The following is a 26,974-nucleotide window of genomic DNA, read 5'->3' on the forward strand; positions in this document are numbered from 1 at the left end:
GCTTTCGTTGTCCCGGGTCTTCTTATGTTGGATATGCAACGTTCGGGCACGACCATTCTATACGCGCCGCCGGGCCGCGACGGCGCGTATCGATCGGGGAAAACACCGATCAGTCAAGCACTTAGCAACTCCTGGCGCATGGTCGCGGGCGCTACACGCAGCGTCCGCCATCGACTTCGATGCAGGTGCCGGTGATGAACGCGGCTTCGTCGGAGGCCAGATAGAGGCAGGCGTTGGCCACGTCCTGGGGCGTGGAGAAGCGCCCGAGCGGGATGGTCGCGATGAAGCGCTGGCGGTTCTCGGGCGTATCGGGCACGCCCATGAACTCGGCCGTGAGCCCTGTGTCGCCGATCACGGGATTCACGCAGTTCACGCGGATCTGGTCGGCGCCCAGTTCGGCGGCGAGCGCCTTGCTCGCGACGAGCATCGCGCCCTTGCTGCCGTTGTACCAGACCAGGCCGGGCCGCGGCCGGATGCCCGCTGTCGAGGCGATGTTGACGAACGCGCCGCCGCCGCGCTCGCGAAAATGCGGCACGAACGCGCGCACGCTCCAGTAAAGGCCCTTCACGTTGACGGCGTAGACGCGGTCGAATTCGGCTTCGCTCACCTCGAGCACGGGCTTGTTCCGATGCGTGGTGCCCGCGTTGTTGACGACGATCTGCACGCTGCCGAAGTCCTCGATGGCCGCTTCGCGCAGCGCGTGCCAGTCGGCTTCGCGCGTGACGTCGCCCGGCACCGCGATGGCCTTGCCGCCCGCGAGCGCGATTTCGCTCGCCACGCGTTCGGCCGCTTCGCCGTTCAGGTCGTTGATGACGACGTTCGCGCCTTCGCGCGCGTAGGTTTTCGCAATGCCTTCGCCGAAGCCCGAGCCGGCGCCCGTCACGACGGCCGTCTTGCCTTTGAGTCGCATGGTGTCTCCGTTGGTCTGGTTGTCGGGGTGCTTCAGCCGTGCCGGATCGCGATGGTTTTCAGCACCGTGAAGCCATAAAGCGCCTCGAAGCCCTTCTCGCGGCCGTGCCCGGAGTGCCGCGTGCCGCCGAACGGCAACTCCACGCCGCCGCCCGCGCCATAGTTGTTGACGAACACCTGGCCCGCGCGCACGCACCGCGCCATGCGCATCTGGCGCGCGCCGTCGCGCGTCCACACGCCCGCCACGAGCCCGTAGGGCGTGCCGTTGGCGAGCGCGAGCGCTTCCTCCTCGCTCCCGAAGGGCATGGCCGCGAGCACCGGCCCGAACACCTCTTCCTGCGCGAGACGGCTTTGCGGCGGTACGTCGCGCAGGAGCGTCGGCACTTCGTAGAAGCCGCCCGCGGGGGCATCGGCTTCGAGCCTGCCGCTCGCCACCGTCTCGATGCCGCTGGCGGCCGCTTCGTCGAGAAAGCCGCGCACGCGCCGACGCTGCTTTTCGTTGATGAGCGGGCCGCAGTCGAGGTCGGCGCTGGCCGGGCCCACGCGCAGCTTGCCGAACGCCGCGGCGAGCCGGTCGAGCAGCGGCTCGTAGACGCTGTGCTCGATCAGCACGCGGCTACCCGCCGAGCACGTTTGCCCGGCGTTCTGCACGATCGCGGCAACGAGCACGGGCAGCGCGGCGTCGAGGTCCGCATCGGCGAAGACGATTTGCGGCGACTTGCCGCCCAGTTCGAGCGTGACGGGCACGTGATTGCCGGCGGCCATCTGCGCGACGAGCTTGCCCGTTTGCGGCGAGCCCGTGAACGAAACATGGTCGATGCCGGGGTGCGCCGCGAGCGCCGCGCCCGCTTCGTGCCCGAGCCCGGTGACGATGTTGAGCGCGCCGGCGGGCAGGCCGGCTTCGCGCGCCAGTTCGGCCACGCGCAGGAGCGACACGCAGGCGTCTTCGGCGGGCTTCACCACGCAGGCGTTGCCGGCGGCGAGCGCCGCGCCCACGCTGCGGCCGAAAATCTGCATCGGGTAGTTCCAGGGAACGATGTGGCCTGTCACGCCATGCGGCTCGCGCACCGTGAGCACCGTGTAGCCGGCCTCATAGGGCAGCGTTTCGCCGTGCAGCTTGTCGGCGGCGCCCGCGTAGAACTCGAAGTAGCGCGCGAGCGCCGCGGCGTCGGCGCGCGCCTGCCTGAGCGGTTTGCCGGTGTCGCGGGCTTCGAGCTGCGCGAGCGCTTCCTTGTGCTGGCCGACGAGTCCCGAAAGCGCGAACAGCAGCCGCCCGCGCGCGGCGGCGCTCAGCGCGCCCCATGCGCCTTCATGGGCGCGGCGCGCGGCCGTGACGGCGTCGTCGATGTCGGCGGCGTTGCCGCGCGCGAGCTGCGCGAAGGGCTGGCCGGTGGAGGGATCGATCGCGGCGAGCGTCTCGCCGCTGGAAGGCGAGCGCCACTCGCCGCCGATGAAGTGCTTCGCTTCTTCCATGCATGCGCCTCGTAATGGATGTGAAACGGGGTGAAACGAGGGAAGGGAAACGCAAAACAACGAACCGCGCCGCCAGTCGCGCGCCGCCGCTGCTCGCGGCCGCGCCGGGTCAGCCGATTATCGCGCCGATCTGGCGGGCCGCGCGGGCGATTTCAGCAGGTGCTCCGTCCGGTACGAAAATTGCCGCGGCCCGCTGGCGGGTGGGCGGACAGGCGGCCTGCTTCCGCCGTTCTGCGGACCGGCGCGCCTGATTGGCTATAATGGCGTCCATCCTCCAACGTCCGGTTTCGCGCCGGTTTTGCGCGCGAGCCGTCGGTTTTCCCTTCTCAACAGAGAGCGCTCATGAGCTTTGCAAATGTGCCCGCCGGCAAGGATCTGCCGCAAGACTTCAACGTGATCATCGAGATTCCCGCGCAAAGCGATCCGGTGAAATACGAAGCCGACAAGGACCTGGGTCTGCTCGTCGTCGACCGTTTTGTCGGCACGGGCATGCGCTATCCCGTGAACTACGGCTTCATCCCGCAGACGCTCTCGGGCGACGGCGACCCCGTCGACGTGCTCGTGATCACGCCGTTTCCGCTGCTGGCCGGCTCGGTCGTGCGCTCGCGCGCGCTCGGCATGCTGCAGATGACCGACGAGTCGGGCGTCGACGCGAAGCTGATCGCGGTCCCGCACGACAAGGTCTGCCCGATGACGGCCGGCATCAAGACGCTCGACGACGTGCCCGAGTACCTGAAGGACCAGATCAAGCACTTCTTCGAGAACTACAAGTCGCTCGAAAAGGGCAAGTGGGTCAAGGTCGAAGGCTGGGTCGGCATTGAAGCCGCCCACAAGGAAATCACCGACGGCGTCGCGAACTTCAAGAAGTAAGCCGCGCTTCGAGCGTCGGCAAAAACCGCACGCGCCGCAAGGCCGTGCGGTTTTTTCATGGGCGCACGCTCAGCCGGGCTCGGCCATGTCGCGCAGTTCCGGCTCGCGCAGGACGTCGAGCTGCACGGGTCTGCCGACGCGGTAGCCTTGGGCGTAGTCCAGGCCCATGGCGATCATCAGGTCCATGATGGCGGCATCTTCCACGCCCTCGGCGATCGTCAGCTTGCCGGCCGCGTGCGCGACCTCGTTGATCGCGCGCACGATGGCCTGATCCAGCGGACTCCCGACGATGCCGCGTATGAAACTGGCGTCGATCTTCAGGTAGTCGACGTTCAGGTGCTTGAGGTAATTGAACGACGACATGCCCGCGCCGAAGTCGTCCAGCGCGAAGCGGCAGCCCTGCGCGCGCAGGCGCTCGATGAGCGTGATCGCCTCGTGCAGGTTCGTGATCGCGGCCGTTTCGGTGATCTCGAAGCACACGCGCGCAAACGGAACGGACCAGATGCGCTGCTGCGCCTCGATGTAGTCGGCGAGTTGCCCGTCGCCGAGCGAGGCGCCCGAGAGATTGATCGCCCACGTGCCGTACCGGTGCGTGTTGGCGGCGATCATCGCGAACGCTCTCGCGATCACCCAGCGGTCGATCGCCGGCATGAGGTCGAAGCGCTCGGCCGCGCCGATGAACGCGGCGGGCTCCACGAGCGTGCCCGAGTGGGAGCGCATGCGCAGCAGCAGCTCGACGTGCGTGTCCTCCGGCGCGGCCGGCGCCGATGCCTGCGCGAGCGCAAGCATCGGCTGGCCGTACAGGCAGAACTGGCCGTTTTCCAGCGCCGCCTTGATGTCGGAAACCCACGCCATCTGCGCGTGCGTTTGCGACAGTTCCTCGTCGTCGTAGCGAAAGCGATGCACGCGGTTGCGGCCTTTCTTCTTCGCCATGTAGCAGGCTACGTCGGCGGCCTTCATCACTTCCTTCACGGAAACGAGTCCCTCCGCGTCGCCGACGAGGCCGATGCTCACGCTCGTCTGCACGACGCGTCCGGCGCCCGTGAAGCGGATCGCGGCGATGGCCGCGCGCAGGTTCTCCGCGAGCAGCGACGCGTGCGCCGCCGTGCAGTGCGGCATCACCACGCCGAACTCGTCGCCGCCCAGCCGCGCGATGATGTCCTCGTCACGCAGTTCGCTCTTCAGTGCGCGGCAGACCTGGCGGAGCAGTTCGTCGCCCGTCGAGTGGCCGCATGTGTCGTTGACGACCTTGAACTGGTCGAGGTCGAGAAACATGACCGCGTGGCCCGGATGTGCAGGCTGCGCGCGCTCGTCGTTCTCGAGCAGCGCAGTGAGGCGCCGCTCGAACTCGCGCCGGTTGTAGAGGTCGGTGAGCTCGTCGTGGGTGGCCTGGTACGCGAGGCGCGCCGCGTGCTCGCGCAGCGCGCTCACGTCGTAGAGCACGATGACGGTGCCGATCGCGCGGCCTTGCGCATCGCGCAGCTTCGACACCGAGTAGTCGACCGCGAGGCGCGAGCCGTCCGGGCGCGAGAGATAGAGACTGGCGCTGCCGCTCTTCGCGTGGGCCACGCTCAGGATATCGAAGCGCCGCGCGCCGTCGGCGTCGTTGCGCAGCTTGCAGACGGCGTCGAAAGGCTGCGCGACGATGTCGGCGGCCGCGCGGCCGAGCATGCGTTCGGCGACGGCGTTGCAGTAGGTCACGCGGGCGTCTTCGTCGGTGCGAATGACGGCGTCGCCGATGGAAGCGAGCGTGACTTCGGCCAGCTCGCGTTCGGTGTATGCCTTTGCCTCGGCGTTCCTCAGCTCGGAGATGTCGAAGAGGCACCCGACCATGCGCACGGCGCGCCCGTGCGCGTCGCGCACCGCCTGGCCGCGTGCGCGGCACCAGCAGTAGCCGCCCGCGAGCGTACGCAGGCGAAACGCCACGTCGAATGTCGTTGCGCGCGCAAGGTGCTCGCGCAGTGCGTGGCGCACGAGCGAGAGGTCGTCGGCGTGGACGAGCTGCGCGAGACCGGCTTCGCTGTCGAATCGGGTGCCGACGTCATAGCCGAGCTGCTCGTAGAGCCAGTTCGAGAAGTAGCACTGGCGGCTGCCGATTTCCCAGTCCCAGAGTCCGGCGTTGATGCCCTCGAAGCCGAGCGTGAGGCGTTCCTCGTTCTTGCGCACCTCGGCTTCGAGGCGTTCGCTGCGGGCGAGCGCGCGACGGATGAACTGCGAGAACACGCCGAGCAGCACGATCGCGGCCGCGGCGAGCACGAGCATGAGCAGCGAGCGGGTGGTGCGCGCCGCGTCGTCGAGCGAGCGCGAGAAGCCGCTTTCGACGGGCGCGAGCTCGCTGTCGATGTCCTGCAGCTCGTGCACGAGGCTTGCGGATTCGGGGGCGTGCAGCTTGCCTGCTCGCCCAAGCGCGTGCAGGCGCTCGCCCGTATCGGCGAGACGCACGATGTAGCGGTCGCCGGTGTCCCAGAACGCCACGGCCGGACGCAGCCACGGCGTGTTCTTGAGCGTGCGGTAACCCCACACCATGCCGTCCATGTCGGCGTGCGCGATGCGCCCGCGCTCGAAGCCGCGCCGTATCGCCGCCGGGTCGGGCTGCGCGCGGTTCATTTCGAGCCGTGCCGCGCGGTCGCCGAGCGGCACGGCGATGCCGGCGAGGAACGCGCCGTAGTCCGCCTCGTCGCCCGTGCGCGCGTAGCGCTCGAGTGCGTGAACGGCATCCTTCTGCCCCTTTGACCAACTGCTTTCGCCTGCGACATAGGCGAGCAGAATCGCCATGATCGCCACGCTGATCGAAGCGATCAGCGTCATCGCGGCCGCGAGCAGCCATAGCGGCAGCAGGACCGCGGTCGTGCGCCGCAGTCCTCGCCGGCCAGGGGCTTGCCGGCTCGTTTCCCCCGCGCGCGTCAGCGCGCCGGTCTCCCTTCTGGTCGATCTCATCATGCGTGACCGGGCCCCTCGGCTTGCGGGTGATATGAGAGGGCGCGCGGGTACCTCGGCGCGGCGTCCTGTGCGTGATATCGGCGGGGGCGCGCGCTGCTTTAGGCCGGAGTGCGGGCAGTCGATGAAAAGAGCCGCGCGTCCTGGCACAAACGCTTACGCTCGGCGACGCTTGTTCACGCCGGCGCTTCGGCTTCCGGTTCCGCGCTCGCGGGCGGCGCGGGCAGCACCGATTCGAGCGAGCGCGCGCCGGCGGCGAGCGCGCGCTTTTCGTCCGGCTTCAGGCGTTTGACCCAGTACTCGGCGCTCGAAGCGCTCGCGCGGTCGGCGAGTTCGAATTGCGCGAGCACCTGCACCGGCTTGTGCGAGCGCGTGTAGCGCGCGCCCGTGCCGCTCGCGTGCTGGGCGAAGCGTGCGGCGACGTCGGTTGCGATGCCCGTGTAGACGCTGCCGTCGGCGCATTCGAGGAGATAGAGGAACCACGGCATGGAGGCAGAGGGGGCGCGGGGGGAGAAGGGCTAGGGCGAGCGTGAGTGTCCCACAGATCGCGTGGCATGCTAAGAGTGAGGGCCTGCCGTATCGCCGCGCGGGCGTCAGGCCGCACCCCTCGCGGCTAAAGTTTTGCGCCGTGGCGGCCGTAATGCAGTCGAGAGCGCTGTTCGCCGGCTGCGTCGTACCGGCCGGTCAGCGGGTAAAAACGCAAAAACAACGAGCGCACGCGCGCACAGAACAAGCGGTCAAGAACGAGAATGAATGCATGGGTACGGGGAGCGTGCGAGCTGAAGAACCGGCTCGCCGCCGCGCTTTTCAATCGCACGACGCTGCAGGGACTGCTGGCGATCGTGTTCGGCATCGCGGCCGCGCTCGTGCTGCCGCAGCTCTTCGGCGAGGAGTTCGCCACACGCAAGGCCGCGAGCGCCTATGCGCCCGTTGCGGGGCAGGCGTACGGCAACGGCTCGCGCGACGCCATTTCCGTCATGCTGATCGACGACGCGTCGCTCGCGCAGGCGGGGCAGACCTGGCCCGCGAGCTATGGCTACTACGCGCGGCTTCTCGACGCGCTCGGGAGCTACAAGCCGCGCGCCGTGTTCTTCGACATCATGTTTCGCGATGCGCGCCCCGACCCGACGCTCGCGCTGTTCGCGCAGCGCCTGTGCGCGTTGCGTGCCGCCGGTACCAGGGTCTTTCTCGCGGGAACGCCCGACGAAGCCGGAGTCCTGCGCGTGCGCGCGGGCCTCGACGAACTGCGCGGGCGGTGCTTCGAGCCCGTCGCGATCGGTTTCCGGCCCGATGAAATCGACAAGCTTGCGTGGACCTATCCGCTCGAAGCCCCCGGCGGCGAGGGCCTCGCGCGGCGCAGCGCGGCGCTCGCGATCTACGACGACCTCGCGAAGCAGCCGATCGCCGACGCCAGCGCGCCGATGGCGCTTTCGTGGGGCCTCTCGCCCGCCGCCGACGGCATGCGTTCGCTCGCGCGGCACGAGCCGGAGGAGGGCGGCGAGGCGCACAACGCGCACGACGCGCAAACCTCGCGCGAACTTTATTGCCGTCCCGACCACGGCCTGCTCGAAATCGTGCCGTTCGGGCTGCGCGAACTGCTCTTTCACGACGCGGAGAAACCTGTCTGCGTCTACCACGAAACGGTCTACGCCTACGACTTCGCGAACGCCGACGACGAAGGCGAGGCCCTGCTCGAGCGCGCGTTGACCGGTCGCGTCGTCATGATCGGCACCGCGCGCGCCTATTCGAACGACTACGTGATCTCGCCGATTCACGGCCGCATTCCCGGCGTCTATCTCCACGCGATGGCGCTCGACAACCTGTACACCTACGGATCGAGCTACAAGCACGCGGCGGCGCTCGCCCTGCGCGCGGACCGCGATCATCTGCACCTGTTCATGCTCGTCCTCGGCGGGCTGCTGGCGGTGGTGGCGGTGCGCTCCGCGAAAAACCGCATGCGCAAGGAAGAAAAAAACGAACGCAAGCCTTTCGAGGGCCTCCTGCCCTGGGTCGCGGGGCGCGCCGGCGAGTCGGCGCTCTGGTTCCTCAAGTGCGCGCTCGAGATCGGCGCGTCGCTTGTGCTCGTCGCCGTGCTGCTCTATCTCGGCCAGTCGGTGCTGAACATGGGCTTTCTGAGCATCGTCGATATCGCGGTGTTCGCGCTCGCGGCGGAATGGTTCGAGTGGAACGAGAAGCTCGTCGAATGGCTGCTGGGACCCGAGAAACACGAGAAGGCGGGCGAGGGCGAGGAGGCTCGGACGCAAATCGCCGCCGAAGAGAAAAGCCAGTAACGCAATCCGTCACGCAAACTGACGCAAATTCACGCAAACGGGGAATGACCATGAAGCAAAGCCGCAAACTGAACCTCATGCCGACACTCGTGCGACGCGGCGCGAACGTCGCGTTGCCGCTCGCCGTCGCGCTCGCCGCCGCATGGGCGACGCAGGCCACGGCCGCCCAGTCGATCCTGAGCGTGAAGCGCGACCCGCTGCCTCTTTACGCCACGCCCGCGCCGGGCACGCCCGCGAGCTCGACGCACGCGAGCGGCCTGCCCTGGCCGGTGCTCGAAGACAACTCGGGCTATTACCGCGTGCGGCTCGATGGCAAGGACTACTGGGTCGATTCGATGAACGTGCGGGCGAGCCAGGTCGTGAAGGCGGCCTGCGAGAAGACGGCGGGCGGCACGCAGAGCGCGGGCGACCTCGGCTCGTCGACGAATCGTTGCCAATGAGGCCGCCGTTCGCCCGCGCCGCGGCGGCCTGCGCCGCCGCGCTCTCGCTCGCTGCCTGCTCGAACCTGCCGGGGTCTTCGGGCTTCGCGTCGCTTTCGTCGCTTTCGTCGCTCGCGCCCGGCGCGCCCGACAAGGCCGTCGTGAAGACCGCGGGCGAACTGCCGCCGCCGCCCGCGCACACCTGGCCCGACGCGAAGCAGGACCTCAACGACCACCGCGCCGACGGCTGGGGCCTCGTGTCCATGCCCGAGATGGAGCAGTACCTCAACACGCTGCTGCAGAAGATCAAGGTGGCGACCGGCACGACGGACTGGCCCGTCACGGTGCACATCACGTCGGATACGTCGCTCAACGCGAGCTCGACCGCGGCGGGCAACATCTACATTCCGCTCGGCTGGATCATGTCGGCTGAATCCGAGGACGAGATCTTCGCGATCCTCTCGCACGAATACGGCCACATCTATCTGAACCACTACGCGGTGTACGACGTGCGCAACGCGGGCGACGCCTCGGCGATTCTCGCGAGCGTGACGTGGTCGGTCGTGAACCGCAACGTCGTCGATCGCGGCTGGAACGGGCTCGACAAGATCGCACTCGTGCAGAGCATCGGCACGACGGTGCTGATGCCGGCCTGGCAGCGCAGCATCGAGGAACAGGCCGATCTGTTCGGCGCGACCGTGAGCCTGCGCTGCGGCTACTCGTATATCTACGGGTTCAAGGCGTTCCTCGAGCGCATCGACAGCTACGACACCGCCGCGCGCGAGCGCGACGAGAAGCTGCAGAAGGCGCAGGACGACGCGATGCACGACAAGATCCGCGCCGACACGCTCGCCAAAATACCGAAGAGCCCGGCCACGGCGGCGAGCGGGGCGAGCGCCGCGGTCGCGGCGGCCGCACCGCTCGCGTCGTCCGACGCGCAGCCTTCGGGCCCCGCGCAGGCGCTGCAGGGCATCAACGACGCGCTCGCGAAGCTCAACGACACGCTCGCGCAAGGGCAGGTGAGCCTGAACACCGGCGCCTACGACGCGCAGCGCACGCTGGACCGCGCGCTCGCGAAAGGCATGGCGTCGCTGCGCGACACGCATCCCGAGGGCGAAGCGCGCGAGGACGACCTGAGCAAGGCCGTCGAAGGCCTGATCGCCGGCAAGCGTCCGCCGGCGACGACCGCGCCGTGGCAAGCCGCGCGCAAGCAGCGCCACACGAAGGAAGTGCTCGCGCATTACGCGATGCTGGGCGACATCGACATGCTCGAGGCCCAGCAGCGCTACGCCGAGGCTTACCGGCTCGCGCAGAAAGCGGCCTCGGGCGCGACGGCAAACGACGCCGCGCCGGACTTCTATCTCGCCAATCTGCTCGCGCTTTCGCACGCGCGCTCGAACGAGACGCCCGCGCAGATTCTCGCGCGCAACCAGAGGGCGCCGGAGCGCTCATGGCGCGTGCAGGTGCAGCTCGCGGACGCGATGGCGGCAAGCAACCGGGCGCAGGCGCGCGCGTTTCTCGAGGCGCAGTTCGCGTGGTTCGGGCAGGCGCCGCAAACGTGGCCCGACATGATCGCGTTCTATCGCGACACCGGCGACGTGCAGCGCGGCAAGCAGATGGCGCTCACTTGCGGCGTCAACTTCCCGAACTACCGCGCCGCGTGCTCGAACGCGAGCATGACGCCCGCCGAGCTCGCGCAGATCAAGGCGAAGACGGATGCGCACGCCAGGATGATCGTCGACAACGTCTCGCACCGCTGGTTCAGGCAGTAGCGGCGGCCACGCCCGTTTCGCGCATCGACGGCGCACGCCGGCGTCACGCGCGAAACGGATTGTGCTCGTTGAGCTCGTGCATGTAGGCGTGAATGTGGTTCGTCTCGCTTTCGAGAAAGCGCGCGACGGCGTCGGCGAACGCCGGGTGCGCGAGCCAGTGCGCCGAACGCGTGACGGTGGGCAGGAAGCCGCGCGCCATCTTGTGCTCGCCTTGCGCGCCGCCTTCGAATACGTCGAGCTTTTCCTCGATGCAGAATTCGAGCGGCTGGTAGTACGCGGTCTCGAAGTGCAGGCACGGCACGTGTTCGAGCGCGCCCCAGTAGCGGCCGTAGAGCGTGCCGCCCCGGCCATGCTCGCCGCGCTGCCAGACCACGAGCGAACTCGCGATCGGCTTGCCTTCGCGCTCCGCGATCACGAGCAGCAGATTCTCGGGCATCGTTTCGCCGATCATGCGAAAGAAGTCGAGATTCAGATACGGCGACGAGAAATGCTCGCGATAGGTCTGCCGGTAGCAGCGGCTGAAGAAGCGCCATTCGGCGTCGCCGATGTCCTCGCCGCGCACGCGCCGCATCGTCACGCCCGCGTCGCGCACCTTGCGGCGCTCCGCGCGGATGTTCTTGCGCTTCTTCTGCTCGAGCGTGGAAAGAAAGTCCTCGAAGTCGCGATAGCCCTCGTTGAGCCAGTGAAACTGCACGCCTTCGCGCTGCATCATGCCGAGGTCCGTGAGCGCCTCGGCGTCCTCGGCGGTCGGAAAGAGCACGTGCAGCGACGACACGTCGGCCTGCTCGGCGAAAGCGAGCAGCGTGGCGGCCAGGTGGCGGCGCGCGGTTTCGTCGGCGGCGATCAGGCGCGTGCCTTGCACCGGCGTGAACGGCACGGCGCACAGCAGCTTCGGGTAGTACTCGAGGCCGTTGCGCTTGTAGGCGTCGGCCCATGCCCAGTCGAACACATACTCGCCGTACGAGTGACCCTTCAGGTACACCGGCGCGGCGGCGGCGAGCCGGCCCGTACGCGCGTCGGTGAGCGTGACGAACTGCGCCGCCCAGCCTTCGTTCGGCGCGGCGCAGCGCGCGGCGTCGAGCGCCGTGAGGAATTCGTGGCGCAGAAACGGCGTGGGCTGCGCCTGGCGTGCGAGCAGCGCGTTCCATTCGGCGGCGTCGACCTCGGCCGGTGAGCCGAGGATGCCCGTGCGATAATCGAAATGTTCCTTGTTCAACTTGCGTGCCCGTCGGCGTGGGTAGCGGCGATGGCGCCGGCGACGTTGTTCGATGGCGCGCCGCGGCAAACGGTCATGGTAAATCAAACATCCCGAGCGGGTGAGAACCGCCGCGCCGCGTGTCCCGGCGCATGCCGTGCGGCCCGAATGTCAAGGCGCGCGCCGTCCGTGCGCGGCGCGCCCGCTTCGAGGTTATCGAAATGAAAGAGCGCTTCTTCAATCTCTATACGCATGGTTTTGCGCGCGTGGCCGTGGGCGTGCCCCGCTGCCATGTGGCCGATCCCGAATTCAACGCGCAGCGGACGCTCGCGCTCGCACGCGAGGCCGCCGAGAAGGGGGCGGCGCTCGTCGCGTTTCCCGAGCTTGGCCTCTCGGCCTATACCTGCGACGACCTGTTTCATCAGCAGGCCCTGCTCGACGCCTGCGAGCGCGCGCTTGCGCAGATCGTCGAAGCGTCGGCGGCGCTGCCGCTCGCGATGATCGTCGGGTTGCCGGTGCGCGCGGGCCATTCGCTGTTCAACTGCGCCGCCGTCGTATCGGGCGGGCGCGTGGCGGGCGTCGTGCCGAAGAGCTTCCTGCCGAACTACGGCGAATTCTACGAGCCGCGCCAGTTCAGCCCCGCCGATTGCGCGAGCACCGGGACGGTGCGCCTCGCGGGCGCGGACGTGCCGTTCGGCGCGTCGCTGCTGTTCGAGGTGCCGCAGATTTCGGGCTTTCGCTTTCACGTGGAGATCTGCGAGGACGTCTGGGTGCCGATTCCGCCGTCGTCGTTCGCGGCGCTCGCGGGCGCTTCGGTGCTCGTGAATCTTTCCGCGTCGAACGTCGTGGTGGGCAAGGCGGGCTACCGTCACCAGCTCGTGTCGCAGCAGTCGGCGCGCTGTCTTGCAGCCTATCTGTACAGCTCGGCGGGCAAGGGCGAATCGACCACCGACATGGCCTGGGACGGCCAGTCGCTCGTGTGCGAAAACGGCGAGCTGCTCGCGCAATCGGAGCGCTTCTCCGACGACTCGCACCTCATCTTCGCCGACGTCGATCTTGCCCGGCTGCAGCAGGAGCGCATTCGCCAGACCACGTTCGGCGACTCGATCCGCCGCCACGCCGACGAAGTCGCGAAGTTTCGCGTGATCGCGTGCGAGCTGGCGGCCGACGGGGCCGCGTGGAAGCGCGAAACGCTCGCGCTGTCGCGCCGCGTGGAGCGCTTCCCTTACGTGCCGGCCGATCCGAAGCGCCGCGACGAACGCTGCAACGAGGTCTACAACATCCAGGTGCAGGCGCTCGTGCAGCGGCTCTCGCAGGCGGGCATCAAGAAGGTGGTGATCGGCGTGTCGGGCGGGCTCGACTCCACCCATGCGCTGCTCGTCTGCGCGAAGGCGATGGACCGTCTGAAGCTGCCGCGCGCGAACATTCTCGCGTACACCATGCCCGGCTTCGCGACGAGCGAGCGCACGCTGCGTCAGGCGCGCGAGCTGATGTCGCTCGTCGGCTGTTCGGCGCGCGAGATCGATATTCGCCAGAGCTGCATGCAGATGCTCGAAGACCTCGGCCATCCGTATTCGGAAGGCAAGGAAGCCTACGACATCACCTTCGAGAACGTGCAGGCCGGCGAGCGCACGAATCATCTGTTTCGCCTCGCCAACTTCAACCATGCGATCGTGATCGGCACGGGCGACCTCTCGGAACTCGCGCTCGGCTGGTGCACGTACGGCGTGGGCGATCACATGTCGCACTACAACGTGAACGCGAGCGTGCCGAAAACGCTCATCACGCACCTCGTGCGCTGGGTGGCGGAAACGGGCCAGATCGGCCAGAACGGCGAGAGCGGACGCGACGTGCTCGAAGCGATTCTCGCCACCGACATCAGTCCCGAACTGATCCCCGGCAAGTCCGACGGCGTACCCGAGCAGAAGACCGAGAGCACGATCGGCCCGTACGAACTGCAGGACTTCAACCTCTATTACACGCTGCGCTTCGGTTTCGCGCCGTCGAAGGTCGCGTTCCTCGCGTGCCATGCGTGGGGCGACCGCGAGGCGGGCGCGTGGCCCGAGAACGCGAAGGTCGCGCGCAATCAGTACGATCTCGCGGCCATCAAGCGCAATCTGCGCATTTTCGTCGATCGCTTTTTCCGCCAGAGCCAGTTCAAGCGGACCTGCATTCCGAACGCGCCGAAGGTCGGCTCAGGCGGCTCGCTCTCGCCGCGCGGCGACTGGCGCGCGCCGAGCGATTCCGAGTCGGTGGTGTGGCTCGCCGATCTCGAGCAGGTGCCGGACGAGCGGGCCGCGGCGCCCGCGGGCAAGCCCTCGGCGTGAGCACGGGCCGCGCAGCGTAGAATCCCGATATATTTCGAAATTTCCGACAGATCCGATAACGAGACGAGGTTCGCCATGAAACGCATTACTGCCGTCATCAAACCGTTCAAGCTCGACGAGGTGCGCGAGGCGCTCGCCGAAGTGGGGCTCACGGGCCTGACCGTCACCGAGGTCAAGGGCTTCGGCCGCCAGAAGGGCCACACGGAGCTCTACCGCGGCGCCGAATACGTGGTCGATTTCCTGCCGAAGGTGAAGATCGAGGTGGTGGTCGCGAGCGAGCAGGCCGACCAGGTCATCGACGCGATCATCGGCGCGGCGCGCACGGGCAAGATCGGCGACGGGAAGATTTTCGTGACCGACGTGGAGCGCGTGATCCGCATTCGCACTGGCGAGGAAAACGAAGCGGCCGTGTGATGCCAGGTGATGCCGGGTGTTCCGCATAGCCGGCCGGTGAAGCGCCGGCACCGATAGAAAAGCGGGTGGTCCCGCTTGCGCGGGCCGCCCCAGGTATAAAAAACGGTGCGATACCCTTTCGGACATCGCACCGATACGCGCCTCTCGCAGCAGCGTGAAAACGTCGATGTAGCTGTTCTGTCTACACTCGCTTCGAATTAGAACGAGTGCTGGATGCCTGCGTACACGCCGGTCTGGCTGTGGCCCGGAACCGGGTTGCCGGTCGCTGCCGCCACGCCGAAGTTGTTGGCGTTCAGCCCGAAGTTGGCCGACTTGCTGTTCTGCACGGTCGCAGCCTGGATGTCGAGCAGCGTGCGCTTGGACAGGTTGTACGAACCGCCGACCGTGTACAGCGTGGCGTTGCCGCCGCCGTTGTTCGCATTCACGTGGTAGACCGCCGCGATGAGCGCTGCAGCCGGCGTCATTTGCCACGTCACGCCGCCCCATTCGTGGTCGAGCGTGGTCGGCTGGCCAATCGCCTGGCCGCTCATGCCTGCCGAGCGAATGGCTTCGTAGCCGCCCTGAATCTTGAATGCGCCGAGGAACAGGTTGAACATGGCCATGTAGTCGCGCGAGTACGCGAAAATGCCATTGCCGTTTGCCTGGGTCGCGCCCGGGGCGAGGTTGCCGCCGTTGAGCGTGTTGTAGGCGCCGCCGAGCGTGCCGTTGTCCGGATTGCGGATTTCGTCGTACAGACCGCGGATCTGGAACAGCGAGCTCGTGTAGGTGAGCTGCAGACCGGCTTCGCGACCTTGCGTCGTCGAGCCGTTGCCGTTCCAGCTCGTCGCGTTCGAGAACGCGTACTGGCCGTACACGTCAAAGCCGTACCAGTTCGGCGACTGATACGAAATGTTGTTGCTCGATTGCGGCCAGTTGCGGCCGCGCACCATCGAAGCCGACGACCAGTTCGACTGACCGAACGGGTCGAAGTCCCAAATGCCGTTCGAGATGAACAGCATGCGGCCCAGCAGCAGGGTACCGAACTGGTCGTTGGCCATGCCGATGGTCGCCCAGCGATTCCAGATCGAGCCGGCCGAGCCGAGCGAGCCGGTCGCGGTGCTGAAGCTGCCTTCCAGGTGGAACAGAACCTTGTTGCCGCCACCGATGTCCTCGACGCCCTTCATGCCCCACAGGCTCGTGCCCCAGTAGCCGCTTTCGAGCTGAACCTGGCTCGAGCCATGGGTCGCCTGGCCTTGTGCGCCGGTGCCAGCGCCGATGCCGTTCATATACGCCACACCTGCGTCGAGGCGGCCGTAGAGCGTCACGCTGCTTTGCGCATGCGCGATCACGCCAGCCGACATCAATGCTGCGGCGAGCAAAGCTTTCTTCATTTTCTCCTCCATACCCTGTCAAAGAGTCAACCTAAGTACTGCGAAAGACGTCCGTGCGCTTGCGGCGCTGCGAACAGAAATCGTCGCGCGAGGGAGAATTACCCCGGGGATCGGCGTACGGGCTGGTGCCGCTGCACGACCCGGTGGGTCGTCTTGCAGATCCCCTGGTTGACTGGCATCTCCCGTTCTTTTTGAAGTGAAACTACTTTTAATGAAGTTTGTTTTGCTACTTTCGTTACCAATTTAGCAAAAAAGGTCCGCTCTGGCGAACTAATTCGTGCTCGCACCCCAGGGTGTCGTCAAATTGCAATATGGGCTTCCTGGATGGTGGTCAGAGAGGTACGACAAATGGGCAGGAAGCCTTACGGAGCAAGGGACTCACGTTTATGGAACAGCCCGGTTCAGGATTGCCACTATTGACGGGCGAATTCGCGAGGAGTAATGCAAAAATCGCTGTTTTTTCGGCCTGAACGGCGGGTTATTGGCCGGCGAAAGAGGAAAAAAGAAAAGGCGCTGAAAGCGCCTTGTAAAACTACTTTTACTACATCGCCGAAGGGCGGCGACCCGCTGGGTCGTCTTACTTGAGGCTGCCTGAAAGGAACTGGCGCAGGCGCTCGCTTTTCGGACTGGTAAAGACTTCGGCCGGCTGGCCTTCCTCTTCCACGAGCCCCTGGTGGAGGAACATCACGTGGTTCGAAACGTTGCGCGCGAAACCCATTTCGTGCGTGACCACGATCATCGTGCGGCCTTCCTCGGCGAGCTTTTGCATGACCTTCAGCACTTCGCCCACGAGTTCGGGGTCGAGCGCCGACGTCGGCTCGTCGAACAGCATCACGTCGGGGTGCATGGCAAGCGCGCGCGCGATCGCCACGCGCTGCTGCTGGCCGCCCGAGAGATGCGACGGGTACTGCTTTTCCACGCGCGGCGCGAGGCCCACTTTCTCCAGATAGGTGCGCGCACGCTCCTCGGCTTCCTTGCGCGGCAGGCCGAGCACATGCACGGGCGCCTCGATCACGTTCTCGAGCACCGACATGTGCGACCACAGGTTGAAGTGCTGGAACACCATGGCGAGCTTGGTGCGCACGCGCTGGAGCTGCTTCGCGTCGGCGGCGTGCAGCGCACCGGTGCGCTTGTCGGCGCGCGTCGCGACTTCTTCGCCGTCCACCACGATGCGGCCGGCGTTGGGCTGCTCGAGGAAGTTGATGCATCGCAGCATCGTGCTCTTGCCCGAGCCCGACGAACCGATCACGCTGATTACGTCGCCGGCATTGGCCTTCAGGGACACGCCCTTCAGGACTTCGTTGTCGCCGTACTTCTTGTGGATGGAGTCGACGAACAGCTTCTGCTTCTGGGGATTCATCTATTGACCTCTAGCGGGCTCACTTGCCTTGCGGTCGCAGGTATGCGAGCCAGCGGCGCTCGGCGCGGCGGAACAGCCACACGAGCGTGAAAGAAATGATCAGGTACAGGAGCGCGGCGATGCCGAACGCGCCGAACGACTGGTAGGTCGCCGAGTTCACGTCGCGCGCGATCTTCAGGATGTCGGGCACGGTGGCCGTGAACGCCACGGTCGTCGCGTGCAGCATCAGGATGACTTCGTTGCTGTAGTAGGGCAGTGCGCGGCGCAGCGCCGAAGGCAGGATTACCCGGCGATACAGCGTGAATTGCGACATGCCGTACGCGCGCGCGGCTTCGATCTCGCCGTAGGGCGTCGCCTTGATCGCGCCCGCGAAAATCTCGGTGGTGTACGCGCAGGTGTTGAGCGTGAACGCGAGCAGCGTGCAGTTCATGCCGCTGCGGAAGAACGCGCTCGTGAGCTCGTGATTGCGCACGATCTCGAGGCTGTAGAGGCCCGTATAGCAGAGCAGCAACTGCACGTAGAGCGGCGTGCCGCGGAAGATATACGTATAGAGCCACACGAGCGCGGCAAGCCACTTCCTCTTCGAGACGCGCGCCACGGCGAGCGGCACCGACAGGCAGAAGCCGAGCCCGATCGAGATGACGAGCAGCCAGAGCGTGATGGCCACGCCGCTGAAGTGGTAGCCGTCGGAGTAGAGGTAGTTGCGCCAGTACTGCTGGATCAGTTGGACGAAGTCTTGCATGGTCTTGGCCTCGCGCGTTTTTCAGAGATCCGCTTTGCGCACGCCGGTGGAGTAGCGCTTGTCGAGATACATCAGCACGAAGTTCGAGACCGTGGTGATGACGAGATAAATCGCGCCGGCGAGCAGTGTGAAGAAGAAGAAACGCAGCGTGCCCTTGCCGGCGTCCTGGCTCGCCTTCACGACATCGGCGAGGCCGATGATCGAGACGAGCGCCGTGGACTTCACGAGCACCTGCCAGTTGTTGCCGATGCCCGGCAGCGCGAAGCGCATCATCTGCGGGAACATGACGCGCGTGAAGACCTGCCAGTTCGTCATGCCGTAGGCGTGGCCCGCTTCGAGCTGGCCGCGCGGCACCGCGAGGAACGCACCGCGGAAGGTCTCCGTGAAGTACGCGCCGTAGATGAAGCCGAGCACGACGACGCCCGCGAGGAACGGGTCGATGTCGATCTGATCCCAGCCCAGCATGTCGGTGAGATCGTTCAGCCAGATCTGGATGCTGTAGAAGAGCAGCAGCATCAGCACGAGGTCGGGCACGCCGCGAATCAGCGTGGTGTAAAGCGTGCCCGCGCCGTAGGCGACGCGGTTTTTGGAGAGCTTGGCCGCCGCGCCGATCAGCCCGAGCACGAACGAGAGCACGAGCGACAGCACGGCGAGCTTGACGGTCTGCCAGGTGCCGGCGAGGATCAGCGGGCCGTAGCCTTGAAGAAACATGGGCGAGTCCTTGACGGGGCGCTTCTCGCGCACCGCGAAAGGCGCGGCGCTTTCATGCCGCGGTTCAAATCCGTTCATGGGCGCGCGGATATTTGCGTAGTTCGCGCGCGGCCGATGCGACTGCGCTCGTGAGCGCGCCTGTGACTGTATACGAAGCCCGGTGGCGGTCTATCGGGGAGCCCCCGGGGCTTTCATGCGTCGTGGCGCGTGGCGCGAGCGGTGGTGTCTCGTTGTTTATTTACCTTCGTGTGCGTTCCCGTTCACTTGCCTTTGTAGATATCGAAGTCGAAATACTGCTTCGCGATCCGGTCGAACGTGCCGTCGGCGTGAATCGCGGCCAGCGCCGTGTCGAACTTCGCCTTCAGGTCGGCGTCGTCCTTGCGCAGGCCGATCGCGGTGCCGTCGCCAATCGTCGCCGGGTCTTCCACTTCCGGCCCCGCCCACGCGAAGCCTTTGCCGCGCGAGGTCTTCAGAAAGCCGAAATCCGCCTGGACCTCGTCTTGCAGCGTGGCGTCGAGGCGCCCGGCGATCAGATCCTGATAGACCTGATCCTGATTCTGGTACGAGATCACGTTCACGCCCTGCGGCGCCCAGTGCACCTTCGCATACGCCTCCTGGGTCGAGCCCTGCTCGACGCCCACGTTCTTGCCTTTGAGCGAGGCCGCCGTCGGCAGCAGCGGCGAGCCCTTGCGCGCGAGCATGCGTGCGGGCGCATCGAACATCTTCGCGGAGTAGTCGATCTGCCGGGCGCGCTGCGGCGTGATGGTCAGCGACGACACGATCGCGTCGAACTTGCGGGCCTTGAGCGCGGGGATGATGCCGTCGAGATCGTTCTCGACCCAGACGCACTTCACGTTCATGCGCGCGCACAGCGCTTTCGTGAGGTCGACGTCGAAGCCGACGATCTGGCCGTCGGGCGCCTTCGATTCGAACGGTGCGTAGCTGGCGTCCACGCCGATGCGCACGGTCTTCCAATCCTTGGCGGCGGCGCTGCCCGCGATCAGGGCGAGCGCCACACACACTGCGAACTTCTTCATCATTCTCCTGATACGGGCGGCGCAAGGGTGACGCGCGGCCGGCGCGGGGCGGCCCGGCTCGTGGCCGTTCGCCGACATTCTAGGTGATCAAAAATGCGGGCCGGAGAGCGCGATGTGCTCCGGCCCACGGCAGCGCGCGGTGACGGGGCGAGGCGCCCGCCGGAGTTGCCCGCCTCCCGGCTCGCGCTGGCCGAAAAGCGCGGTATTTTACCCGAAGCGGGAGGGCGCGCTACCCTGACGCCGGGCGGCGCGCATCATGCAGCCCATTGATGTTGCTGGCGAAACGATGCGGTGCGCCGGCGCCGATTGTGCAAGGCGGCGCCGCTCTTACCTTCGGACATCGACATGATTGACCGGAGAACATCATGCTGACCCTTCGACGCGCCGACGAACGCGGCCACGCCAACCACGGCTGGCTGGACACGCACCACAGCTTTTCGTTTGCCGATTATTTCGACGAGGCGCACATCCGCTACGGCGCGCTGCGCGTGCTCAACGACGACCGCATTGCGGGCGGGCGCGGCTTTGGCGCGCACGGTCACCGCGACATGGAGATCGTGACCTACGTGCTCTCCGGCGCGCTCTCGCACCGCGACAGCATGGGCAACGGCTCGACGATCCGCCAGGGCGACGTGCAGCGCATGAGCGCGGGCACGGGCGTGATGCACAGCGAGCTCAACGGCTCGAAGGACGACGGGTTGCATCTGCTGCAGATCTGGCTGCTGCCGCGCGAACGCGGCGGCGCGCCGGGGTACGAGGAAACGCGCTTCTCCGACGCGGACAAGCGCGGGCGCCTGCGCCTCGTAGCCTCGCCGGAGGGGCGCGACGGTTCGGTGACCGTGCAGTCGGACGCGTCGATCTACGCGGGTCTCGTGGATGGCGGGGAGCGCATCGAGTACGCCGTGTCGGCGGGCCGGCGCGTTTATCTGCACGTTGCGCGCGGCGCAGTGGATGTGAACGGTCAGCGTCCCGGAGCCGGCGACGCCGCGATGATCGAAGCGGAGCCGGCCGTCGTGCTCGCGAACGGCGCAGCGGCCGAAGTCCTGTTGTTCGATCTCGCGTAAGCGCCCGGAGCCGGGAGCATCGACCATCGGCCGCAGGCCGCCGGCATGAAAAAAAGCGCCGCGGGAACCAAACCCGCAGCGCTTTGCCGCATGGCCGCGCCGCACGAAGGCGGCGCGCCTGTGGGGTGGCTTACTGCTGTGCGGCCGGAGCCGAAGCGCCGCCCTGGTGCTGCCCGCGGTGCTGCTCCCAGCGCTCGCGCATCTTTTCGTGGCGCTGTTCCATCTTCGCGAAGCGATCCTTGAGCGTCGCGCTCACGGTCGTCTTCTGCTGGTCGTTCAGGCCGTTGTAGAAGGCGAGCCACGCCTGGGCCGTCTGCTCGCGCAACTGCTGGTTCTGCTGGTCGATCTGCTGATGCGCGGCGTGCATCGCATTCAGGTCGAGGATCGGCTGGTTCTTCATCGCATCGAACTGCTGCTTGAGCTGCTCATGGTTCTTGCGCATGGCCGCGCCGTTCTGCTTCATCGTGTCGAGTGCGGCCTGCCACTGCTTTTCCTGCGCGGCGTTCAGGTTCAGCTTGTCGTGCAGCTTCTTGAAGCCGAGCATGAAGTCGCCGTGCATGCCGGGACCGCCGTGCATCATGCCGGGGCCGCCATGCATCATGCCGGGCCCCCCCGGCGGCGGAGTTTGGGCGTTCGCCGCGGCGGCGCCGACGGTGAGCGCGAGCGAGGCAGCGGCGATGGCGAGAAGGCGCGAAGTCGTCTTGTACATGGTGATGCTCCTGACAAATCCATGAGGGTTTTATCCGGTCTGGCGCGGCGCTACGAAGATGGTGGCGCTCGCAACCGGTGTCCCTAGCGTATCGACCCGGCGAGCACGGCGTGTTACCGGCGTGCCCGACGTCGTTACGCGACATTACACGCGCCTTTCGCGGTAACACCTCGTAACCCGGCTGGAAGAGCTGTAAGCAAACGGTTCCTGCGCGCGCGCTACACTTCGCTCCATGGCTACTCAAATCCTTGTCGTCGACGACGACCTCGAACTACGCGACCTCCTGCGCGACTATCTGGCGCGCCAGGGCATGGAAGTCTCGGTGCTGCACGACGCCAGCTCGCTGGAGCGGCGGCTCGAGCGCGAGCGCCCGGACCTGATCGTGCTCGACCTCATGATGCCGGGCGTCGACGGCCTGACCGCATTGCGCAAGCTGCGCGCGGCCGGCGACGACATTCCCGTCATCATGCTCACGGCGCGCGCGGACGACGTGGATCGCATCGTCGGCCTCGAACTGGGCGCCGACGACTATCTCGGCAAGCCGTTCAACCCGCGCGAGCTGCTTGCGCGCGTGCAGGCGGTGCTGCGCCGGCGCCGCACGGTGCCCTCGGCGGCCGCGCCCGAGCAGCGCGAACCGTACTCGTTCGGCCGCTTCATGCTCGACTTCCAGTCGCGCACGCTGCATCAGGAAGGCAAGCCCATCATGCTTTCCGGCAGCGAATTCGCGCTCCTGAAGATTTTCGTCAATCACCCCATGCGCACGCTCACGCGCGAGCGGCTGCTGGAACTGCTGCACGGGCCCGAATACGACGGCACCGACCGCGGCATCGACGTGCAGGTGTGGCGTCTGCGGCGCATCCTCGAAACGGACCCGTCCACGCCGCGTTTCATCCAGACCGTGCGCGGGCGCGGCTACGTGTTCGTGCCCGACGGAGAGCAGGGCAACCATGCGCCGGCCGGTTGATTCGCTGTTCGGGCGGCTTGCGCTGCTCTTCATCGGCGTTCTGCTGATCTCGCACGTTGCCTGGTTCGCTCTCATGCGCCTCGAGCGCAACCAGATGCAAACGCGTTACGCCGTCGAGGAAGCCACCTTTCTCGTCGACGCGGTGCGCCAGCACGTCGCGCGCGAGCCCGGCACGCCGCTGCCTTCGCGCGTGAAGCTCGTCGACCCGGCCAGCCCCGACGTGCCCGTCTTGAGCGACAACATGCCCGAGCCGCTGCGCCGTTTCATCGACGACGTGCGCGACCGCATGCCGCCCGGCACCGACGTGCGCGCCGGGCCGCCCGGCCTGCCGCCCACGCTGTGGGTGCGCGGGCCGCAGGACGCGCGCTGGATCGTGGTGCCGGGGCAGCCGCTGCGCATCATGCGTCCGCTCGACAAGCTCGTGCCGTGGTTCGTCATCATTTTTGCGGCGGCGGTGTTCGCGGCGCTCGTGGCCGCGTGGATGCTCCAGCAGCCGTTGCGCGCGCTCGCCCAGGCCGTGGGCCGCTTTGGCCGGGGCCAGCCGGTGCCGCCGGTGCCCGAGCGCGGGCCGCGCGAGCTGCGCCAGCTCACGCGCGGCTTCAACCAGATGGTGAAGGAAGTCGAGCGCACCGAGAAAGACCGCGCCGTCATGCTGGCCGGCGTCGCGCACGACCTCAAGACGCCGCTTGCGCGGCTGCGTCTGCGCGCCGAGATGATGGACGAGCAGAAAGTGCGCGATGGCGTGGTGCGCGACGTGGAATCGATGGCGCACATCGTCGACCAGTTCCTCGTGTTCGCGCACGACGGCGCTGACCGCAGCGAGCCCGTCGAGGTCGGCGATCAGTGCGAGCGCATGGCGCGCAACTACCGCACGGTGAGCGGCGAGACGATGGGGATCGAAACGCGTCTGCGCGCGGGGCCGGACTTCCGCTTGCCGGCCGCGACGCTCGAACGCGTGGTTTCGAACCTGCTCGACAATGCCCACGCGTATGGCGCGCCGCCCGTCGTGATCGAGAGCAAGCGCGGAGCAGACGGCTTTTCGCTCACGGTGCGCGACCACGGCAAGGGCATTCCCGACCAGGACCTCACGCAGGCGAGCCGGCCGTTCGTGCGGCTCGACCCCGCGCGCGGCGGCAATGGCCACAGCGGCCTCGGACTCGCGATCGTCGAACGGCTCGTGCGCCGGGCGGGCGGCGAGCTTGCCATCGGCAACGGCGAGAGCGGCGGGCTGGCCGTGCACATGACGTTTGCGTTCGACGTGGTGGAACGCACCGTGTCGGAAGCCACGCAGGCATGGTGAGTTGCGTTCGGGTTTTTCGCTGCGCCCTCGCCGCTCGGGTGGAGCGGGCCGCGCAAGCGTGGCCGGTTCCGGCCGAAGGCGCCGCCGCAGCGACGCCGGACAAGGCAAGGGGCGGCGCTTCAGGCGTGTTCAGGCCGTGAAAAGCGTGTCGAGCGCGGCGGCGGCCTCGCTGTCCACGGTGTTGTAGGTCACGCTGCCGGCCTCGAAGATGTAGTGCGTGGTGTACTTGCCAAGACGGGCGAGGATTTCTTCCTGAATCAGCTCGGGCGTGGTGTCGAGTTTCAGGTACCACGCGGTCGATGACAGGCGCGTCTGGAATGCGCCGTACTCGACCATCAACTGGTCGAACGCGAGCGCATCCTGATCGCGGCAGACAATGACCAGATTTCCCTTCATGCATGCCTCCAGAATTGTGCGGAACACCGATATGGCACGGGTTGGTTCATGCGCACAGCATGGGCCGCCGCGCACCGTTCGTCCCATCATACCGCCTCTCGCCCGACGGCCGGGCTAGCCCCGCACCCGGGTTGCAGCCTTATCGGAGCGAACCTACCAGGTCGGCGCCGCGGCGCGCGGCGGTACGACGCCCTCGGCCGTCATGGCTTCGCAGCGGTCGCGCCCGGCCGCTTTCGCCATGTAGAGCGCGAGGTCGGCGCGGCTCATGAGGCGCTCGGGCTGATCTGCGGAAGCGGCAAGCTCGGTGACGCCGATGCTCACGCTCATGGCCGCTTCCTCGGGCAGTTCCTCGCAGATGCGCTTGCTGACCTGCTGGCGCAGCCGGTCGAGCACGGCGAGCCCTGTGCCCAGCGAGGTCGCGGGCAGCAGAATGCCGAACTCCTCGCCGCCGAGCCGGCCGACCGCGTCGTCGGCGCGCAGCTCGGCGCGGCAGGTCTCCACGAAATGCTGGAGCGCGCGGTCGCCCGCCGGGTGGCCGAAGCGGTCGTTGATCTGCTTGAAGTAGTCGAGGTCGGCGATCGCCATGCACAGCGGCTTGCCCGCCGTGTAGGCCGCGTCGATTTCGCGCCGCAGCAGGTCGAGGAAATAGCGCCGCGAGAGCGCGCCGGTCAGGGCGTCGTGACGCGCCTCCGCGGCGAGCAGCGCGTTGGCGGCCTGCAACTGCTCCGCGAGATCGCGCGTCGCGCGATGCAGCCGCCGCTCGCGCACCCACGACACCGAGATCACCGCCCCGAGCGCCGCCGTGCCCGCGAGCGTCAGGAAGATGAGGAGCCGGTCGCGCCGATGGTTCGCGATCAGCTCGGGCCAGGCGTTGACGGGATCCACGAGATGCGCCGAAAGCCCCGAGTTCAGGCCGGCGCGCTGCTCGTAGAGCGCGGGCGCGCGCCGGCCCGGCAACTCGACCATCCGCGCGGCCTCGGCGTTGGGAACCCACGGCGCCTCGCTCGCCGCGGCCTGCGCGGCCGACTGTAGCCCGAGCGTCGAAAAGCGCTCGCGCAAATATGTGTTCACGCGGTCCACGGCGTTCATTTCGGCGATGTGCGAGCCGGGCAGGGCATGGCCTTCGAGCGCGCTGTCGTGGGCCATGATGATGACGCCGTTGCTGTCCGCCACGAACGTGCCAGGATGCGTGACCCAGTGGCGCAGCCGTGCGATGCCGACCTTCGCGACGACGGCGCCGACCAGCAGGCCCTCGTCGTAGACGGGCGCGGCGACGAAGATGCCGGGCTCCCCGCTCGCCGTGCCCACGCCGTAGGCTTCGGAGAACGCGCCGAGCAACGTGTCGTTCAGATAGGTGCGGGGACTCATATCCACGCCGACGTACGAGATCTTTTCGCGCGCATTGCTCGATGCGACGCAGATTCCATTGGCGTTCACGAGCCAGATGGCGTCGAGCCCGGAGAAGCCCTGCGCGTCGTGAAGGAAGCCGTCGACGCCGGCCAGTTGCGGCACGGCCTGGAGTTCCTTGCGCCGCGCCAGTTCCGTCGAATCGCGCGACGCGGCATAATGCGCGGCCTCGGTGAGCGCCTGCTGGACGACGCGGGTTTCGGCCATCGTCGCCGGAATGGCGCGCGACATGGCGAGGTCGCTCGCGATTACCTCTGCCATGTTGTCCACGACCGAACGCGTCATCTGCCGTTGCGTGGTGAGCGCGGCGAGGAACTCCTGGCGGACCATGCGGTCCGCGACCCAGCCCGCCGCCGCCCAGCAGACGAGCGCGACCACCACGACCCCGATGGGTCCGGCTGTCTGGCGCAAAAGTCTCCTGTTCATCGGCCTTCTGGTTCGTAAGTGGGCATTGGGGCGTAGGTGGCCGACGCTCCCGGGCGACGGTGCGCCGCTGTCAGCGCGCCACGATTTTACCTCTCCATGGGCCGGCGAACCCGCTCTCGAAGCGGCAGCGCGGCGTTGCGAGGCGGCGCGCGAGGGCGGTGGCGCGTGCGCGGACCGCCGGCGTGCAAGCGGCGTGCCGCCGGCACGGCGATGCGCGCCCGGAAGAGGGCGTCCGCGTGCCCGGCGCAAGCTTCGCGCGCCCGCCAACGCTGTGGCGCGCAAGCGACGCCTGCTGGCGCTGGCGGGCGCAGCGGGCGGGCGCAATGAGGCGCGCGCGCCTTCGTTTGTCATCAGTGCGTCATCGATGCGTCATCAATATGTCGTGCAGATGCCGCCCGCGCGGCGTGCCAGAAGGCGCCCGGAAGGCGCGCGAAAGCGCTCCGAAAGCCCATGTGGCCTCGTTTGCGGGCCGGGCGGCGCGCGGTTGTGCGTGTCATGAAGGTTGTAGTAGTGTCGTGCCGTTTCAACCGAGGCAAGCCAGCATCGCCAGCCGCTGGCCCGGTCGTCGCGAGGCGGTCCGGGCGCGTGCATGCGATATGTGAAAGCGACGGCATCGCCGTCGTGTCATCAACGCCAACGAAATTCCGAGTCCATGCGTCTTGCCTGCTCCGATCCGTATTTCCCGCATCTTGCGCAACATTCGTCCGGCAGCATGGGCGCGAGGCTGTCGGCCTGCCCGTCCGCTGTTTCGTCTGCTTTTCCGAATCCCGGCGCGGAGGGCGTCTGAATGGAGTTCAGCTTCAACCTGAACCGCACGGCCAACGCCTCGGCGTGGCGCGTGTTGCCCAATCGCTGGGACTTCGTGGCGTTCCCGCTCATCA

Annotated in this window: 22 protein-coding genes; 9 read left to right on the forward strand and 13 right to left on the reverse strand. The window is 67.2% G+C overall.

What is annotated here, in order from left to right:
* Window positions 1-151 precede the first annotated feature (151 nt).
* Window positions 152-910, reverse strand: coding sequence for an SDR family oxidoreductase (locus tag BLU17_RS12570; RefSeq protein WP_091997049.1), 759 nt, complete (start codon window positions 908-910; stop codon window positions 152-154).
* 32 nt (window positions 911-942) lie between these two features.
* Window positions 943-2,382 (reverse strand): aldehyde dehydrogenase family protein, encoded by a 1,440-nt coding sequence (locus BLU17_RS12575; RefSeq protein WP_091997050.1) that lies wholly within the window; start codon window positions 2,380-2,382, stop codon window positions 943-945.
* A 342-nt stretch (window positions 2,383-2,724) separates the two neighbouring features.
* Here BLU17_RS12575 and ppa point away from each other — a divergent pair, with 342 nt between their 5' ends.
* On the forward strand, window positions 2,725-3,252 hold the full coding sequence (gene ppa / locus BLU17_RS12580) for an inorganic diphosphatase (protein ID WP_091997051.1): 528 nt from the start codon (window positions 2,725-2,727) through the stop codon (window positions 3,250-3,252).
* Window positions 3,253-3,321: 69 nt separating this feature from the next.
* On the opposite strand, the gene BLU17_RS12585 is transcribed toward ppa, so the two are convergent.
* Together BLU17_RS12585 and BLU17_RS12590 are read right to left on the reverse strand one after the other, a co-directional pair.
* Complete coding sequence (locus tag BLU17_RS12585) at window positions 3,322-6,192, reverse strand: EAL domain-containing protein (RefSeq protein ID WP_091997052.1); 2,871 nt, start codon at window positions 6,190-6,192, stop codon at window positions 3,322-3,324.
* A 173-nt stretch (window positions 6,193-6,365) separates the two neighbouring features.
* A complete protein-coding gene (locus tag BLU17_RS12590; protein ID WP_091997053.1) occupies window positions 6,366-6,677 on the reverse strand; it encodes a GIY-YIG nuclease family protein in 312 nt (103 codons plus the stop codon).
* Between the two features lie 261 nt (window positions 6,678-6,938).
* Between BLU17_RS12590 and BLU17_RS12595 the strand changes: the two genes are divergently transcribed.
* Genes BLU17_RS12595 through BLU17_RS12600 form a run of 3 tightly spaced genes read left to right on the forward strand, consistent with a single transcriptional unit; the run spans window position 6,939 to window position 10,671 of the window.
* Entirely contained in the window at window positions 6,939-8,480 is a 1,542-nt protein-coding gene (locus tag BLU17_RS12595) for a CHASE2 domain-containing protein (protein ID WP_091997054.1), read from the forward strand.
* Between the two features lie 50 nt (window positions 8,481-8,530).
* Complete coding sequence (locus BLU17_RS33120; RefSeq protein WP_176929049.1) at window positions 8,531-8,920, forward strand: hypothetical protein; 390 nt, start codon at window positions 8,531-8,533, stop codon at window positions 8,918-8,920.
* A complete protein-coding gene (locus BLU17_RS12600; RefSeq protein ID WP_176929051.1) occupies window positions 8,917-10,671 on the forward strand; it encodes a M48 family metalloprotease in 1,755 nt (584 codons plus the stop codon). The genes BLU17_RS33120 and BLU17_RS12600 overlap by 4 nt, the downstream gene beginning before the upstream one ends.
* Window positions 10,672-10,714: 43 nt before the next feature.
* Here BLU17_RS12600 and BLU17_RS12605 read toward each other — a convergent pair whose 3' ends face one another.
* Window positions 10,715-11,887 carry a GNAT family N-acetyltransferase gene (locus BLU17_RS12605; RefSeq protein WP_091997056.1) on the reverse strand — a complete coding sequence of 391 codons (1,173 nt, stop codon included), beginning with the start codon at window positions 11,885-11,887 and terminating at the stop codon, window positions 10,715-10,717.
* A 200-nt stretch (window positions 11,888-12,087) separates the two neighbouring features.
* Between BLU17_RS12605 and BLU17_RS12610 the strand changes: the two genes are divergently transcribed.
* Both BLU17_RS12610 and BLU17_RS12615 read left to right on the forward strand, forming a co-directional pair.
* Complete coding sequence (locus tag BLU17_RS12610; RefSeq protein WP_091997085.1) at window positions 12,088-14,193, forward strand: NAD(+) synthase; 2,106 nt, start codon at window positions 12,088-12,090, stop codon at window positions 14,191-14,193.
* A gap of 75 nt (window positions 14,194-14,268) precedes the next feature.
* Window positions 14,269-14,607: a P-II family nitrogen regulator gene (locus BLU17_RS12615; protein WP_091997057.1), complete on the forward strand. Its 339-nt coding sequence runs from the start codon at window positions 14,269-14,271 to the stop codon at window positions 14,605-14,607.
* Window positions 14,608-14,804: 197 nt separating this feature from the next.
* Here BLU17_RS12615 and BLU17_RS12620 read toward each other — a convergent pair whose 3' ends face one another.
* From BLU17_RS12620 to BLU17_RS12640, 5 genes are all read right to left on the reverse strand, one after another.
* A complete protein-coding gene (locus BLU17_RS12620) occupies window positions 14,805-15,977 on the reverse strand; it encodes a porin (protein ID WP_091997058.1) in 1,173 nt (390 codons plus the stop codon).
* A gap of 577 nt (window positions 15,978-16,554) precedes the next feature.
* Window positions 16,555-17,337, reverse strand: coding sequence for an ABC transporter ATP-binding protein (locus tag BLU17_RS12625; protein ID WP_091997059.1), 783 nt, complete (start codon window positions 17,335-17,337; stop codon window positions 16,555-16,557).
* 19 nt (window positions 17,338-17,356) lie between these two features.
* Window positions 17,357-18,079: an ABC transporter permease gene (locus BLU17_RS12630; protein WP_091997060.1), complete on the reverse strand. Its 723-nt coding sequence runs from the start codon at window positions 18,077-18,079 to the stop codon at window positions 17,357-17,359.
* Window positions 18,080-18,100: 21 nt separating this feature from the next.
* Window positions 18,101-18,790, reverse strand: a complete 690-nt coding sequence (locus BLU17_RS12635; RefSeq protein ID WP_091997086.1) for an ABC transporter permease — start codon at window positions 18,788-18,790, stop codon at window positions 18,101-18,103.
* 260 nt (window positions 18,791-19,050) lie between these two features.
* Window positions 19,051-19,827 carry an ABC transporter substrate-binding protein gene (locus tag BLU17_RS12640; RefSeq protein WP_091997087.1) on the reverse strand — a complete coding sequence of 259 codons (777 nt, stop codon included), beginning with the start codon at window positions 19,825-19,827 and terminating at the stop codon, window positions 19,051-19,053.
* A gap of 365 nt (window positions 19,828-20,192) precedes the next feature.
* Here BLU17_RS12640 and BLU17_RS12645 point away from each other — a divergent pair, with 365 nt between their 5' ends.
* Window positions 20,193-20,891, forward strand: a complete 699-nt coding sequence (locus BLU17_RS12645; RefSeq protein WP_091997061.1) for a pirin family protein — start codon at window positions 20,193-20,195, stop codon at window positions 20,889-20,891.
* A gap of 130 nt (window positions 20,892-21,021) precedes the next feature.
* On the opposite strand, the gene BLU17_RS12650 is transcribed toward BLU17_RS12645, so the two are convergent.
* The gene (locus tag BLU17_RS12650) at window positions 21,022-21,600 is read right to left on the reverse strand and encodes a Spy/CpxP family protein refolding chaperone (protein ID WP_091997062.1); all 579 of its coding nucleotides are present in this window, start codon (window positions 21,598-21,600) and stop codon (window positions 21,022-21,024) included.
* Window positions 21,601-21,832: 232 nt separating this feature from the next.
* On the opposite strand from BLU17_RS12650, the gene BLU17_RS12655 reads away from it, so the two are divergent.
* The gene (locus BLU17_RS12655) at window positions 21,833-22,564 is read left to right on the forward strand and encodes a response regulator (RefSeq protein ID WP_091997063.1); all 732 of its coding nucleotides are present in this window, start codon (window positions 21,833-21,835) and stop codon (window positions 22,562-22,564) included.
* Complete coding sequence (locus BLU17_RS12660) at window positions 22,548-23,864, forward strand: ATP-binding protein (protein ID WP_091997064.1); 1,317 nt, start codon at window positions 22,548-22,550, stop codon at window positions 23,862-23,864. The genes BLU17_RS12655 and BLU17_RS12660 overlap by 17 nt, the downstream gene beginning before the upstream one ends.
* A gap of 129 nt (window positions 23,865-23,993) precedes the next feature.
* On the opposite strand, the gene BLU17_RS12665 is transcribed toward BLU17_RS12660, so the two are convergent.
* Both BLU17_RS12665 and BLU17_RS12670 read right to left on the reverse strand, forming a co-directional pair.
* On the reverse strand, window positions 23,994-24,260 hold the full coding sequence (locus BLU17_RS12665) for a double-stranded DNA-specific endonuclease (protein WP_091997065.1): 267 nt from the start codon (window positions 24,258-24,260) through the stop codon (window positions 23,994-23,996).
* 153 nt (window positions 24,261-24,413) lie between these two features.
* On the reverse strand, window positions 24,414-26,093 hold the full coding sequence (locus tag BLU17_RS12670; protein WP_091997066.1) for a GGDEF domain-containing protein: 1,680 nt from the start codon (window positions 26,091-26,093) through the stop codon (window positions 24,414-24,416).
* Window positions 26,094-26,974 lie beyond the last annotated feature (881 nt).

Origin of the sequence: Paraburkholderia lycopersici (assembly GCF_900096975.1) — a bacterium.
GTDB lineage: Bacteria > Pseudomonadota > Gammaproteobacteria > Burkholderiales > Burkholderiaceae > Paraburkholderia > Paraburkholderia lycopersici.